This window comes from Clostridium perfringens (assembly GCF_016027375.1).
Classification (GTDB): Bacteria; Bacillota; Clostridia; order Clostridiales; family Clostridiaceae; genus Sarcina; species Sarcina perfringens.
In genome coordinates this window covers 2,141,879-2,155,845 of record NZ_CP065681.1, presented here as the reverse complement: position 1 = coordinate 2,155,845, position 13,967 = coordinate 2,141,879, and the positions used below count along the sequence as shown (strand labels likewise).

Genomic DNA, 13,967 nt, shown 5'->3' with positions numbered 1-13,967 from the left:
ATGGATTATTTTAGAAAGGAGGAGGATAATATTGGCTAAAGCATCTAAACCAGTAAATTTACTAAATAAACATTTAACTAAAGAAGAAATTGCAAATAGAAAAGAACAGGAAGAAAAGTTAAAAGGTAGAGATAATAAAGTTTATAGAACTCCTACCACCCTTTCTAAAGAAGGGAAAAAAGTTTATAAAAATTTAGTAGGAGAGCTAAGAGAAAGCAATATATTAAACAATTTAGATATAGAAATATTATTAACAACTGTAGATTCTATATTAAGAATGCAAGAATGTAAAGATATAATAGATAAAACTGGAGTTATTCTAACTAAGGAAGATGGTACATTATATAGAAATCCAGCCACGACTATTTATAAAGATTATAATGCTATATATAATAAATGCTGCATGGAGCTAGGATTAAGTCCTTCAAGTAGAAGTAAATTAAGCTTAATTAATGTTAATGCGAAAGCAAAAGAAAATGATCCTTTGCTTGCTGCGTTAGGTGGTGGCAACAAATAATGTTACTATTAGATAAAGCTATAAGATATGCTAAAGATGTAGTAGATGGAAAAGAAATTACTACTAAAGAAGTTAAACAACAATGTCAAATATTTTTAGATGATTACTATGAAAAGCAATATGATGAGAGTTTTGAGTTTTGCTTTGATGAAGATAAATTACTTGTAATAAATAATTTATTAAAGTTATTTAATTTTGCTACAGGATTTATTAAAGGTAATGTATTAGAAGGTTTGGTTGGTTTCCAAGCCTTATTTTTATGTGCAATTTTTGGATGGAGATATAAAAATGATAGGGACAAATTTAGATATAGAGATGTAGTTCTATTTATTCCTCGAAAAAATGCTAAAACATTTATTATTGCTATAGTAATAATTCTTTTAATGTTAACGGAAGAAGAGTATAGCGAATTTTATTCTATTTGCTTAGATAGAGAGTTAGCTACAGAAGTCAAAAAAGCAATGACACAAATAATAAATGCTAGTCCAGCTTTAACTAAATATTTTAATATAAGTAAAATTTTAAGTGGGAAAGTAACTTGTAAATTAACCAACTCTTATTACCAGGCAAGAACAGCTGAAGCAGACAAGAACAACGCCATAAGACCTTGTGTAGTATGCGTTGATGAAGTAGGAGCATTTAAAGATAATAGCAATATACAAGCTATGAGAAGTGGACAATTAAGTGTTAAAAATCCGTTAATGCTTAAGATAACAACAGCTTATGCTAATAGTGACAGTATAATGTTGGAAGAGTTAGAGTATGTAAAGGCTGTTTTAGAAGGTACCATAGAAAATAAAAAATTATTTGCTTTACTTTATTATGCAGATAGAGAAGAAGCATGGAGAGATAATGCTATATATAAAGCTAATCCGCTGAGAGTTGAAGAAAACTACAAAGAAATAATGGAAAATAGGGATATAGCTAAAGTGAAAGTTAGTGAACAAGAAGAGTTTCTTACTAAACATTTAAATATTTTCTTAGAAACTAACGAGATTAATAAGTATGTAGATATAAATGCATGGAAGAAATGTAGAGTAGACAAAATAGATTTTAGTGGTAAACATATTATGGTTGGAGTAGATTTATCTGTAACTACTGACCTTACAGCAGTATCTATAATGTATAAAGAAAATAATATACTGTATTGTCATAGCAAAGGATTTTTACCAGCAGATAGCTTGGCTAAACGTAGAGAGAGAATAGATTATAAAAGATATGCAGAACTTGGATATTGCGATATTCATGACGGTATGACGGTAAATTATACTTTGGTAGAAGAATATATAAGAAGTTTAGAAGATAAATATAATTGCACTATAGACTATATTATAACAGATCCTATGAACGCTGGAGAAATGATGGATAGATTAAAACAAGATTATAATGTAATAAAGTTAAGACAGACATATACTAATTTAAGTCCGGCTACTAAAGAGTTTAGAAAAAAAATATATGATGGAGAAGTTAAATATGAAAAAAATGAACTTCTGGATTGGTGTATGAGTAATGCTATAACAACTAAGGGTAAAAGTGATGATGAAATGTTAGCTAAAGAAAATAAAAATAAACAAAGAATAGATATGGTTGCTGCATTGATATTTTGCTATACACAATTACTTAAAGATAACAATAATTATAATGCAATAGAACAACTTTTAAATATGGATTGGTAGGTGATACAATGAAAAATATTATAAAAAAACTTAAAAATAAAATCTTATGGTCGGAGTTATTTATAATAGCTTCTATTTTTTTATTCATTTTTACTACCTTTCTATTAAATTTTTGGATTGGAATGTATTTGCTTAGTATATTTCTAGGTGTACTAGGTTATTTAATATTTAAAATTTATTAGAAAGGGAGGTGAATAGATGTTTTTGGATAAAATAGCTGAAAAAAGAAGTGAAAGCAACAATACTTATGATTTTGCTAGTTTTTTAAGGGGAGAAAATATAGATACTAAAAATGCACTAAACAATAGTACATATATAAAATCTATAAATATATTAGCAGATACTATAGCTAAATTGCCTATTTTATTAAAGAAAACAACAGAAAATGGAGAAATAGAAGCTACAGAGCAAGATTTATATACTCTATTAAGACTTAGGTCAAATAAAGAGATGAGTGCATTTGATGTTATTAAATCTTTAATTCTTACTTATAAGCATTACGGCATAGCTGGATTATATATAATTAGAGACAATAAAGGTGTTCCCACAGCGTTATACCCCGTACAGATAAATTCTATAATTATAGATAATTTAGGATTAATCAAATCTATAAAACAAAATAAAATTGTAGTAGATTTTTCATGTGGTAATTCTACTGGTAGTTGCTTTTTAGAAGATATTATTATTCTAAAAGATAATTCATTTGATGGTGTAAATGGTAAATCTGTAAGAAATTATGCTAAAGATAGTATTAATACTAATTTACAAGCACAAAAGTATCAGAAAGACTTATTTGAGAATGGGTTAACAAGTAAAGCAGTAGTACAAACTGTAACAGATATAAAAGATGGAGGACAACTAGGACAAGTACAAGAAAAGTTTAATAATCTTTATAAAAGTAATAATAGAGTTTTCTTAGTACCAGCCGGATTTAATATTAGTCCTTTAAATTTATCTTTGGTAGATAGTCAGTTTGCAGAACTAAAAGTAGATGGTAAGAAGGAAATAGCTAATATTATAGGTGTTCCTTATAAACTTATAGATAATGGAGTGTTAACAGAAGAAGAAAATATATCTTTTTTAACTAATACTATAAGCCCAATAATTACACAATTAGAGCAAGAACTAAATTATAAGTTATTAACTAATTTACAGATTAAACAAGGCTATAAGATAAGATTTAATGTTAATGTTATGCTTAGAGTTAATCCAAAAGTACAGCAAGAAATCTTATGTAATTATATTAAGAATGGTGTCTATACAACAAATGATGTTAGAGAAATTTTAGGATTTAACAAGATAGAAGGAGCAGATATTTTAACATATCCAAGTGGACAAGTTACTTTAGAAAATATTATTTCTGGAGAAGCTAGTTGGCTGAAGGGAGGTGAGAAGAATGGAAAAACAACAGAAGGAAATTAGAAAAATTATCGCTAGTGATTTAATTACTAGAACATTAGAAGACACAGAAGAAAAAGTAATAAGTGGATACATAAATAAGTTTAATACTCGTAGTCAGTATTTAGGATTTTTTGAAGAAGTCTTACCAGGTGCTTTTGATAAAACTTTAGCTGATGGTCATAATATATATGCTATGTACAATCATAATTCTGATATGATTTTAGGTTCTACAAAGAGTGGTTCTCTAAAATTAAATACAGATGAAGTAGGACTACATTTTGAATTAAAAATAAATTCTAATATATCTTATGCGAACGATCTATATGAATTAGTTAGCAATGGAGATATAGATGGTTGTAGCTTTGGATTTTATGTATTAGATGATGAATGGACTTATACAGAAGATAAAGTGGACTTAAGAAAAGTTAAGGAAGTAGAGTTAATAGAAGTTACTATTACTCCATTCCCAGCTTATTTAGACAGTGAAGCTAGTTGTAGAAGCTTTGAATTACATAATAAAGAAGTTGAAAAGGCTAAAGAATTAAGAGATTTAGAAAAAGAAATTGAATTATTAGAAATTGAAGCAGAACTACTATAAATGGTGGTTCTTTTTTTATGAAAGGAGATATTTAATATGAAAATAAATGAAATTAAAGAACAAATTAAAAACTTAACTGGAGAAATTAGAAATCTAACTAATGCTAAAGATTTAGATGGAGCTAAGGCTAAAATGGAAGAGTTAAGAAATGCTAAAGAAATGCTAAGAATAGAAGAAGAATTAGCAGAAGAAGAAATGAGAGATTTACAGAAACAAAAAGAAGAAAGAAAGGATGATGTAAAAATGGAAAATAGAGAACAACAAACAGCAAAAGAATTAAGAGCAATTATTAAAGCTGCAACAGGAAAATCTATAAATGAAGAAGAAAGAGCATTATTAGCTAATAACCCACAAAATGGAGAAGGATATATATTACCACAAACAGTATCTACTAAAATTGTAGAGTTAATAAGACAATATAAATCTTTAAGAGACGTTGTAGGACATATGGAAACTTCTACATTAACAGGATCTTTCCCAATAGAAAATTTTGAAACTGTATCTGGTTTAGTAGATTTTGCAGAAGATGGTTCAGCAGAATTAACAGAAGCTAAAGATATTAAATTTAAGAATGTAACTTACGCATTAAAAGAAAAAGGAGCATTTGTTGCATTGTCTAATACTTTATTAAATATGTCAGATAACGATTTAATAGGTTATGTTGCTAATGTATTTGCTAAGAAAGCTATAATAACTGAAAATAAAATGGCAATAGAAACATTAGGTAAGGGTAAAGTTAAAAAGCCTTTAGCAGACCATAAAGCTTTAAAGAAATCCTTAAGTGTAGATTTAGATCCTTCTGTATTATATGGTTGTGTAATTGTTACAAACCAAGATGGATTTGCTTTCTTAGATGCTATAGAAGATAAAAATGGTAGACCATTATTACAACCTAATCCAACAGATGCAACTAAGAAGATGTTTAATGGCTTCCCAATAGAAGTATTCTCTAACTCTATGTTACCAACAGTAGGTAAAAAAGTACCAGTTATTTATGGTAACTTAGAAGAAGCTGTAAAGTTTGTAGATAATGGTAAATATTCATTTGCTACAAGTGATCAAGCTGGTTTCTTAAAAAATGTTACATATGCAAGAATTATTGAACATATAGACTGTGTACAAGTAGATGCAAGTGATAAATTATATTGCTATGGAGAACTTACTATAGAATAATAAAAATAATTTTAGAAGGGATTAATCTCCCTTCTTTTTTATTATAAGAAAGGAGTGAATCTATGGTTAGCTTAGAAGAGATGAAACAATATCTTAGAATAGATTATTCGGATGATGATGAATTAATAACAAGTCTAATACAACAAGCTCAAATATATATCGATAGTTGTTGTGGTATTAATTATAAATTACATACAGATAAAGTTAATCTAGCTAATTTACTAATTAAGAAAATGGTTTCTGACCAGTATGATAACAGGGGATTATATTTAGATTCTAAAAAAAATGGTTATGATAGAATGTCTAGCACTATATTAGAATTATTATCTAATTGTGAGGGTATTGTTAATGAATAATAGAATAAGCATTAAGAAACTAGAAGATAAAATAGTTAATGGTAGAAGGCAAAAGGGAGTTCCATCAGAGTTCTATAATTGTTGGGCAGAAATATTAGATCTGTATGGACAAGAATTATATGAAGCTATGGAAATTAAGCTAGAGAATACTATTGTCTTTAAGATTAGATATTGTAAAAAGTTAGAAGAACTTAGAAAAAAAGATAACTTTATAGTAGAGTGGCAAGGGCGTAAATATAGTATCTATTACCCAGATTTTATGGGGTATAACAAGCAATACATTAAGTTGAAATGTAAGGAAGTATTATAAATGAGTAGCTTTAGCATGGAATTTACTGGTTTAGATGAGCTTATAAAGACTTGTGAAGAATTAGGTACAGAACAAGATTTAGAGAAAACTAATAAGAAAGTTCTTAAAGAATGTGGAGATTTAGCTTATAAAACTGTACAACCATTGATTCACAAGAGTAGAGACAATAGCAAGAGTGGGAGAAAAGGTAGTAGACCATCAGGACATGCAGCAGATAATATTCCACAACCTAAATTTAAGAAAATTAAAGGAAGACAATATGTAATTGTTGGATGGGATAAATCAGATAACAGTAAATATTGGTATATGAAAATAGAAGAATGGGGATCTAGCCAAAGACCACCGCACCACTCATTTGGTAAAGTTAATAAGATATTAAAGAAACAATATGACAATATAGCAATTAAGGAATATGAAAACTTGATAAAAAAATTAGAAAGATAGGAGGTAGGCATGGAAGAAGAATTAGATATTATAGCATTAGTTAGTGAATCATTAGCTGGTCTAAATGTAGATGTTATAGAAGGTTGGTATGATAAAGAACTTAATAATACACATATAACGGTACATGAATATTTAGATCAGGAAGATGATTTTGAAGATGACGATGCTAGTACATTAGAACATAATTTACAAATAGATGTTTGGAGTATGGATTCTTTGGAAGCTTATACTCTTAAAAAGAAAATTAGAAAATTAATGAAAAAAAATGAATTTAAATATGAAAGCGGACAAGATTTTTATGAAGTAGATACAGGTATTTATCACAAAGCTTTACGCTTTACATATTTAGAAGAGATTTAAAAGGAGGATATATAGATGGCAGAACAAGTATTAAAAACAAGAAGAAAAGCACTTAAAGATATATATATAGCTATAGTAACTAAAAATGATGCAACTGGTTATACAGCAGATACACCAGTTAAATTAGGAAGGGCGATTAGTGCGAAAGTTACAGTTAAGAAAAGTACAGAAGCAACTAGAAGTGACGATTCGATAGAAGAAATTATAGAAAGCGATGAAGGAACAGAGATAGAATTTGATGTTAATAAATTAAGTATGGAGCAAAAAGCTATACTTCGTGGTGCATCTTATAAAAACGGTATGCTTGTTTATAACAAAGATGATAAAGCTAAAGAAGTAGCAATAGGTTGGAGATCTAGAAATACAAATGGTAAGTATGAATTTGTATGGCATTATTGTGGAAAATTTAATAGTGGATGGACAGAAGACTATGAAACGGAGCAAGATAAGACTAAAACTCAAACAGCAAAAATGAAAGGTACATTTTATGCCAGAGAAAAAGATGGAAATTCTTGTGTTGAAGTAGACGAAAGTTATCTGTTAGAAGAACATACTAGTGCTAAAAGTGCAATAGAATCATGGTTTACTAAAGTACAAGAGCCAATAGAAAAATAGTCGGAAGGTAGATTATTCTACCTTCTTTTTTATTAAGAAAGGAGATTATAATATGCAAGTTATAGTTAATGGTAAAAAATTTGAAAGTGGAAAAATAACAAGAAGTAAATATAGGGTTTATACAGAAGTTAGAGACAAAATAGCGTCCAAAGAAGTTTATGCTGATTCTGATTTAGATGAAATGGTTAGTGTTCTTGTAAAGATATTTGATAATCAATTTACAGAAGATGATATTAACGATGATATGGATGTATCTGATATTATGCTAAATTTTAGTGCAATAGACTTTGATATAGCTACTAAAGTTAATAACAAAGCTGAAAAACTACAAAAGGCTTTTACGAAGGGCAAGAAATAGAAATTGATGATATAGCTATTAATTGCCATTACTTAGATAAATTTACTACTTATAATTATAAAAATTTTATAAAGCTATCTAAAAAATATGAAAATGCAGACATCGATTTATGCTATAACATCGTTTCTAATATTTTTTCAGATTTAAGTAGGAATGAAATAATGCAATTAGAAATATATGATTTTTTTGAAACCTATATTTTTATTAGAAAATATGTAGACAAAATACAAGATAGAATTAGAGAAATATTTATTGGCAATGAAGAAATAACAATAGAGAAAAGTGCTTTTGATGACTATGACAGAGAAAATGGTTATTTAGAAGAGATAGAAGAAGAAAATATTTATGATAATTACCTAAATGTTATAGATAACATAATACACTACTCTATTAAGAATTTTAACAATAGCTTAGAAGCAACATTAAATATGAATATCTTAGATTTATTAGATTACATAGAGTTTAGTATAAATCAAAGAAATGAGGAGGAGATAGAGTAGAAAGGAGGTAGTTACATATGGCAGCTAATGTTAAGATTGGTGCTAATTCGAGTGATTTTCAGAAGCAGATGAAGGAAATGACACAAGAACTTAAGAAAGTTGGAAGTAGCTTTAATTTAGCTAATACACAGGCTAAACTTTTTGGAAAAAGCACAGATTTACTTAAAAGTAGACAATCAGAATTAACTTCTAAGATGCAGATTCAAAATAAAATGATTGATGCACAAGCAAATAATATTAAAAAGTTAAATGGAGATTTAGATAAGCAAAAATCTACACAAAAAGACTTATCTTCTAAAATAGAAGAAACTACTAGAAAATATAAAGAAAGCGTAGAAGCAACAGGCAAGAATAGTAAAGAATCTAAAGAATTAGCTAAGGAGCTTAAAGGATTAAAAGAAGATTATGCACAAAATACTAAGGCTATAGAAACTAATACTACTAAGCTTAATAATGCAGAAACTAAGCTTAATAATAGTAAGAAAGTACTGTTAGAGAATAAGAAAGCATTAGAAGAAGTTAATAAAGAGTTAGAGAAGAGTAAATTAGATAAATTTACAGAAGGACTTGGAAAAGCTGGAGAAAAAGCTGGTCAAATAAGCAATAAAATGAAACCAGCTAGTGTTGCTATAACTGGCTTAGGAACAGCTATGGCACTTTCTGAAATGAAATTTGAAGATGGAACTGCTAATATTAATACTTTGTTAGATGATCAAAGTCATTTAGAAGGGTATAAAAATAAGATATTAGAAATTTCTACAGAAACAGGGAAAAGCTTAGAAGATACAACAGAAGGTATGTACACTTGTATTTCTTCTATCGGAGATGCTGGAGAAGAAACTGGAAGAATTTTTAATGTTATGGCAAATAGTGCCAAAGCTGGAGGATCAGAGACAAATGATGCAGTTGCCTTGATTAGTGCTGGTATGAAAGGATATAACCAAGTAAATGAAGAGACAGCTAAACAAATTTCTGACTTAGCGTTCCAAACAGCTAAATTAGGGGTAACAACTTTCCCAGAAATGGCATCAAGCATGAAACCTTTATTCCCTTTAAGTTCAACATTAAATATTAGTATGCAAGAATTGTTTGGTTCAATGGCTACTTTAACAGGTGTAACAGGTAATACTGCTGAAGTAAGTACACAAATGAAAGCTGTATTTAGTAACTTGATTAAACCAACTACAGACATGGATAAGTTAATAAAGAAATATGGGTATAGCAACGGACAAGCTATGATAAAAGCTAAAGGGCTTACAGGAGTTTTACAGATCTTGCAAAAAGAAACTGGTGGACAATCAGATAAGTTGGGTAAATTATTTAGTAGTACAGAAGCACTTACAGCAGTTACAGCACTTACTGGAACACAATTTGATAATTTTAAGGATAAAACAAAGGCTATGAATGATGCTTTAGGTTCTACAGATAAAGCTTTAGAAAAAATAAATAATACTACTGGTAATGATTTAAGGACTTCTTTGAATATGGCTAAAAATAGTCTAGTTGGATTTGGAGAAGTATTAGCACCTTTTATTTCTATGGGAGCTAAGGCATTGAGTACATTAACTAAAGGACTACAAGATATGTCTGGATGGCAAAAGAATTTAGTGGTTGGTTTTGGAGCATCTTTTGTCGGAGCTAACTTATTGCTAGGTGGATTTAGTAAACTATCGAAAGGTTTAAAAGATAATATAAAATTTGCTAAAGACACAGCAAAAGCATTTAAAAATGGTGCTGGTAAATTAAAAGACTTTGCTAAAGCAACAAAAGAAGGTACTAATATAATTGGAAAATTTGGTAAAGGTATTTTGAATAGTGTAAAAAGTGTTGGTAAATTTGCTGTTAGTTTAGTTAAGTCAACTGTAAAAGGTGTAATTGAGTTTGGTAAATGTATTTTATTAGTAGTTAAAGAATTAGGAAAATTAACATTATCTTTAATTAAAAATACAGCTATATTAATTAAAAATGGAGTAGTATGGACAGCTAGTAAAGTTAAAATGTTGGCTTATAAAACTGCACAAGTTGCCGTTACGGTAGCAACTAAAGCAATGACTTTAGCACAAAAAGCTTTAAATTTAGCCTTATCCATGAATCCAATCGGTTTGGTTATAACATTACTAGTAGCATTAGCAGCAACATTTGTATATTTATATAAACACTGTGAAAACTTTAGAAATGGAGTTAATGCGGTATGGTCAAATGTAAAATCTATATTTAAAGGATTTGCTAACTTTTTCAAAGGAGCATTTAGTAGAGATTGGACACAAACATTTGGTCTACTATGTATTCAACTTAATAGTTTCTTTGGTACAGTAAGTGTAATATGGAATGGTGTTAAAGGTGTCTTTACTGGAATAATAACATTTATTAAAGGTGTCTTTACTGGAAACTGGAGAAGTGCATTCCAAGGTTTGGCGGATATAGTTAAGTCTATTTTTGGTATGCTAGGTGGAATAATCAAAGCCCCTATTAATGCTGCAATTTCAGGAATTAATATGGCGATTCGAGGAATAAATGGATTAAGTTTTGATGTACCTTCATGGATTCCTGGCATAGGTGGAAGTCATTTTGGTGTTAACTTGCCTACTATACCAGCTTTAGCAGAAGTGGGAATAGTTACTAAAGCAACTATGGCTTTAGTAGGAGAAGGAAAAGAACATGAAGCAGTAATTCCACTTTCTAAATTAGATAAGTTAGTAAGTAGAAGTGTAGAAAAGGTTCTTAATGCTAAAGAAGATAGTAAGGACAATAAGCAAAACAATAATATTTACGAAATTATAATACCTGTAGATGGTAAAACTATCGCTAAAGTAGTCATAGATTCTATGGGAAATATATTAAATAGTAATGCAAATAGTAGAGCAGTTGTAAGGGGAGGTGGAACAAATGCTAGATTTGCTTTTTAATCTTAAATTTTTAAAACAAGATATAAAAGAAAATGAATTAAAACCTGGAGATTTAATTTTTATGCATTTCACTGCACCAAATACACCGCAACATGTATTTATGTATAGTGGTGAAAAAGATGGACAACATATGTGTGTTGAAGCACCTAGAACTGGATTAAATATAAGAGAGAGAGCATTTACATGGGGTTCTGATTATAGAGCAAGAAGAATAATAAAAGATACCCCAGGAGGAAATGTAAATGGAAATGCTGGAACTAAAGCAAGTAAAAATATAATTTATTATGTTAAAGGTATAGAAGGATATGCACCTTACCATTATTATGATTCCGTTGGGGTTAAGACACTTGGCTATGGAATGACAGGAAGCGAATTATCTGGTGTAAGTGTTCCATTAAGTGAAACAAGTGCTACACATTATTTAGTAAATAATTTTAATAGGCTCTATTATGTACCAGTTTTAAATATACTTAAAGCTAAAGGTGTGACTAACATGCTACAAAGAGAAGTAGATGCCTTGCTTCATTTGCTTATAACTGTGGTGTTGATGGTTTCAAAGGTAGCCAACTTTTAGCTAAATATGTAGCTGGAGAAAGGGGCGAAAGCATACATAATGAGTTTAAAAAATGGGTGCATGGTGGCGGACAAGTTCTACCAGGATTAGTTAGAAGAAGAGAAGAAGAATGGAAGATATTTAGTGGTTCTAGTTCTCCAGTAGGAGGATATAATACAACACCTTCTATATCTTACATAGGAACTAATGGTTTACCAACAGGTAGAGTTGTAACTGAAAATGGTGGATATGGAGCAAGTCCATATTAGAGAGTAGATTAATTTCTACTCTTTTTTATTTAGAAAGGAGGGTATTATGCAATATATACAGACTAAAACAGTTTATATAGATAGAGATGAATTAATCGAGATTAAAGCAATAGAGCATGATGTTAAAACACGCTTTATAGATTTTAAATTTATAGCAGCTAATAAGATTTTAGATATAAGCCATTGTATTGTTAGAGTTTATGCACTTAATAGTAAAGGAAATGAAATATTCAATAATCTTACCGTAACAGATGGAGCTAAAGGAATAGCAAGGTTGGAATTAACAGATGCTTTATTAGTGCCAGGAACTACAGAATATATGTTAAAGATAACTACAGATAACGGTGGTATTCTTAGTTCTAATAGATTTAATTTAATAGTAGATAAGGACTTAATGACAGGTAATGCTATAGAAGGAACAAATGAGTATAAAGCACTAGATGAAGCTTTAAAGACAGTTGGGGAACTTAATTCTATGAAAGTAAATATAGAAAAAAATGCTACTAACATAGATAAAATAACAGAAAAATTAGATTATACAAGCGAAAGAATGCAAGATAATACAGAAACTATTATCTATAATCTTAAAAATAAGGAAGGTTCCTATGGGGATTGTATAGTCATAAAGGCGGATGATGGAACTTTTAGTATGATTGATTGCTTCATGGAAGAAAATTATCAAGTGCAAATTCAACAACTAGATAAAATTGGATTAACAAAGTTAAAATATCTTTTTATAACTCATGATCACTCTGACCATATTGGAAATGCTCCTAAAATAATTGAAAAATATAGACCTGACTTTATCGTTTATAAAGACGGTATAGATTATTCTAGGCTACCAGCTACAGAGCAAGAATGGGACACTAAAGGATATCACGATAGAATGTTAGCAGCAGCTGATAAATTCAATGTGCAAAAGATAGTTGCTAATGACCAACAATTTAAAATAGGTAAAAATGACTATATAGAAGCTTTTGCATCTAAATTTTATGATTATACTAATGAAAATAGTATGAGTGTTAATTATCTTCTAGTATCTCATGGAACTAAATCTTTGTTTCCTGGTGATAGCACAGTAGCTACTGAAACACATCTACAGAATAGAATAGGTAAAATTGATTTATACAAATTAAGTCATCACGGAGCTGACGGTGGAAATAGTGATAAAAGATTTGAAGAATTACAAGCTAGGTATTGTTTAATAGATAGATTAGATGTTTATAAGAAAGATATAATAAAAAACTTTGCTTTAAAATGTCTAAAATATGGCGGTAAAGTCTACAGTAATGATAATAACGATATGACAGTATTTAAAATAGCAAGGGGTGCTATTTATCCATGTTGTCATGAATATAAATTACCACTTCAATTCCTTGATTACTATAGTGGGAAATATAAAATGACTAATGAAGCTGGGGGTATTGCAACCAAAGGAATATATCCTTATAAGAGTGATTTCTATTTCGTAAAAGATGATGGATTTATTGCTAAAAATGAGTGGATAAAACATGATGGAATTGATTATCATGCAAGTTCTTCAGGTGCTTTAGATAGAAACTGTTTTATTGAAGGTACTTTTAATGAAAAACCTTGTTATTATTGGATAGATGAAAATTGCAAAATGGTTATAGAGCCTAAGCTTATTTATTATAACAATAATACTTATTTAATTAAGTCTAATACCTTGATGGCAGAAGAAGAGTTTTATGAATACCAGGCTAACTATTATTATGCTGGTAAAGGTGGAGCGTTAAAGAAGAACGAATGGCTTTATAAAGATTCTAATTATTATTGGCTAAAATTTAATGGTGTAATGGCTTCCGAGGAAACTTTATTTATTGAAGGCAAGTGGTACGACTTTAATGGAAGTGGAGTATGTACTAATCCAAGTGCTGGAAGAGATACAAAAGCTAAATAGAAAGGAGAGT

Annotated in this window: 15 protein-coding genes and 1 pseudogene; all 16 read left to right on the top strand. The window is 29.2% G+C overall.

Annotation, left to right across the window (positions count from 1 at the left end):
* Positions 1 to 31: 31 nt before the first annotated feature.
* The 16 genes and pseudogenes from I6G60_RS10260 (at position 32) to I6G60_RS10190 (ending at position 13,957) form a co-directional block, all read left to right on the top strand.
* On the top strand, positions 32 to 517 hold the full coding sequence (locus I6G60_RS10260; protein WP_041707768.1) for a phage terminase small subunit P27 family: 486 nt from the start codon (positions 32 to 34) through the stop codon (positions 515 to 517).
* On the top strand, positions 517 to 2,193 hold the full coding sequence (locus I6G60_RS10255; protein WP_197925294.1) for a terminase large subunit: 1,677 nt from the start codon (positions 517 to 519) through the stop codon (positions 2,191 to 2,193). Before I6G60_RS10260 ends, I6G60_RS10255 begins: the two co-directional genes overlap by 1 nt.
* Positions 2,194 to 2,391: 198 nt before the next feature.
* Entirely contained in the window at positions 2,392 to 3,615 is a 1,224-nt protein-coding gene (locus tag I6G60_RS10250; protein WP_011010258.1) for a phage portal protein, read from the top strand.
* Entirely contained in the window at positions 3,590 to 4,192 is a 603-nt protein-coding gene (locus tag I6G60_RS10245; protein ID WP_197925292.1) for an HK97 family phage prohead protease, read from the top strand. The genes I6G60_RS10250 and I6G60_RS10245 overlap by 26 nt, the downstream gene beginning before the upstream one ends.
* Positions 4,193 to 4,228: 36 nt before the next feature.
* Entirely contained in the window at positions 4,229 to 5,365 is a 1,137-nt protein-coding gene (locus tag I6G60_RS10240) for a phage major capsid protein (RefSeq protein ID WP_011010260.1), read from the top strand.
* Positions 5,366 to 5,427: 62 nt separating this feature from the next.
* Positions 5,428 to 5,721, top strand: coding sequence for a head-tail connector protein (locus tag I6G60_RS10235; protein ID WP_197925290.1), 294 nt, complete (start codon positions 5,428 to 5,430; stop codon positions 5,719 to 5,721).
* Positions 5,714 to 6,031 (top strand): phage head closure protein, encoded by a 318-nt coding sequence (locus tag I6G60_RS10230; RefSeq protein WP_197925288.1) that lies wholly within the window; start codon positions 5,714 to 5,716, stop codon positions 6,029 to 6,031. Before I6G60_RS10235 ends, I6G60_RS10230 begins: the two co-directional genes overlap by 8 nt.
* The gene (locus I6G60_RS10225; RefSeq protein WP_197925286.1) at positions 6,032 to 6,475 is read left to right on the top strand and encodes an HK97-gp10 family putative phage morphogenesis protein; all 444 of its coding nucleotides are present in this window, start codon (positions 6,032 to 6,034) and stop codon (positions 6,473 to 6,475) included. It begins immediately after the preceding gene.
* Positions 6,476 to 6,484: 9 nt separating this feature from the next.
* On the top strand, positions 6,485 to 6,835 hold the full coding sequence (locus tag I6G60_RS10220; protein WP_011010264.1) for a hypothetical protein: 351 nt from the start codon (positions 6,485 to 6,487) through the stop codon (positions 6,833 to 6,835).
* Positions 6,836 to 6,850: 15 nt separating this feature from the next.
* Positions 6,851 to 7,450: a major tail protein gene (locus I6G60_RS10215; protein WP_197925284.1), complete on the top strand. Its 600-nt coding sequence runs from the start codon at positions 6,851 to 6,853 to the stop codon at positions 7,448 to 7,450.
* A gap of 52 nt (positions 7,451 to 7,502) precedes the next feature.
* Positions 7,503 to 7,808, top strand: a complete 306-nt coding sequence (gene gpG, locus I6G60_RS10210; RefSeq protein ID WP_197925282.1) for a phage tail assembly chaperone G — start codon at positions 7,503 to 7,505, stop codon at positions 7,806 to 7,808.
* A gap of 161 nt (positions 7,809 to 7,969) precedes the next feature.
* Positions 7,970 to 8,308 (top strand): hypothetical protein, encoded by a 339-nt coding sequence (locus I6G60_RS10205; protein WP_003472924.1) that lies wholly within the window; start codon positions 7,970 to 7,972, stop codon positions 8,306 to 8,308.
* Between the two features lie 17 nt (positions 8,309 to 8,325).
* Complete coding sequence (locus I6G60_RS10200; protein WP_197925280.1) at positions 8,326 to 11,214, top strand: phage tail tape measure protein; 2,889 nt, start codon at positions 8,326 to 8,328, stop codon at positions 11,212 to 11,214.
* A pseudogene (locus I6G60_RS10195) lies at positions 11,195 to 11,838 on the top strand (glycoside hydrolase family protein); the annotation flags it as partial. The gene I6G60_RS10200 and the pseudogene I6G60_RS10195, both read left to right, overlap by 20 nt.
* 6 nt (positions 11,839 to 11,844) lie before the next feature.
* Positions 11,845 to 12,036, top strand: coding sequence for a hypothetical protein (locus I6G60_RS15300; RefSeq protein ID WP_223932445.1), 192 nt, complete (start codon positions 11,845 to 11,847; stop codon positions 12,034 to 12,036).
* Between the two features lie 46 nt (positions 12,037 to 12,082).
* Positions 12,083 to 13,957, top strand: coding sequence for an MBL fold metallo-hydrolase (locus tag I6G60_RS10190; RefSeq protein WP_197925278.1), 1,875 nt, complete (start codon positions 12,083 to 12,085; stop codon positions 13,955 to 13,957).
* Positions 13,958 to 13,967 lie beyond the last annotated feature (10 nt).

What these genes read in the sequence shown, in the direction of transcription:
- I6G60_RS10250 (WP_011010258.1), top strand. Translation starts at nt 2,392, where the DNA reads ATGTTTTTGGATAAAATAGCTGAAAAAAGAAGTGAAAGCAACAATACT.
- I6G60_RS10190 (WP_197925278.1), top strand. Translation starts at nt 12,083, where the DNA reads ATGCAATATATACAGACTAAAACAGTTTATATAGATAGAGATGAATTA.
- I6G60_RS10245 (WP_197925292.1), top strand. Translation starts at nt 3,590, where the DNA reads ATGGAAAAACAACAGAAGGAAATTAGAAAAATTATCGCTAGTGATTTA.
- I6G60_RS10205 (WP_003472924.1), top strand. Translation starts at nt 7,970, where the DNA reads ATGCAATTAGAAATATATGATTTTTTTGAAACCTATATTTTTATTAGA.
- I6G60_RS10220 (WP_011010264.1), top strand. Translation starts at nt 6,485, where the DNA reads ATGGAAGAAGAATTAGATATTATAGCATTAGTTAGTGAATCATTAGCT.
- I6G60_RS10215 (WP_197925284.1), top strand. Translation starts at nt 6,851, where the DNA reads ATGGCAGAACAAGTATTAAAAACAAGAAGAAAAGCACTTAAAGATATA.
- I6G60_RS10230 (WP_197925288.1), top strand. Translation starts at nt 5,714, where the DNA reads ATGAATAATAGAATAAGCATTAAGAAACTAGAAGATAAAATAGTTAAT.
- I6G60_RS10240 (WP_011010260.1), top strand. Translation starts at nt 4,229, where the DNA reads ATGAAAATAAATGAAATTAAAGAACAAATTAAAAACTTAACTGGAGAA.
- I6G60_RS10225 (WP_197925286.1), top strand. Translation starts at nt 6,032, where the DNA reads ATGAGTAGCTTTAGCATGGAATTTACTGGTTTAGATGAGCTTATAAAG.
- I6G60_RS10235 (WP_197925290.1), top strand. Translation starts at nt 5,428, where the DNA reads ATGGTTAGCTTAGAAGAGATGAAACAATATCTTAGAATAGATTATTCG.
- I6G60_RS10255 (WP_197925294.1), top strand. Translation starts at nt 517, where the DNA reads ATGTTACTATTAGATAAAGCTATAAGATATGCTAAAGATGTAGTAGAT.
- gpG (WP_197925282.1), top strand. Translation starts at nt 7,503, where the DNA reads ATGCAAGTTATAGTTAATGGTAAAAAATTTGAAAGTGGAAAAATAACA.
- I6G60_RS10200 (WP_197925280.1), top strand. Translation starts at nt 8,326, where the DNA reads ATGGCAGCTAATGTTAAGATTGGTGCTAATTCGAGTGATTTTCAGAAG.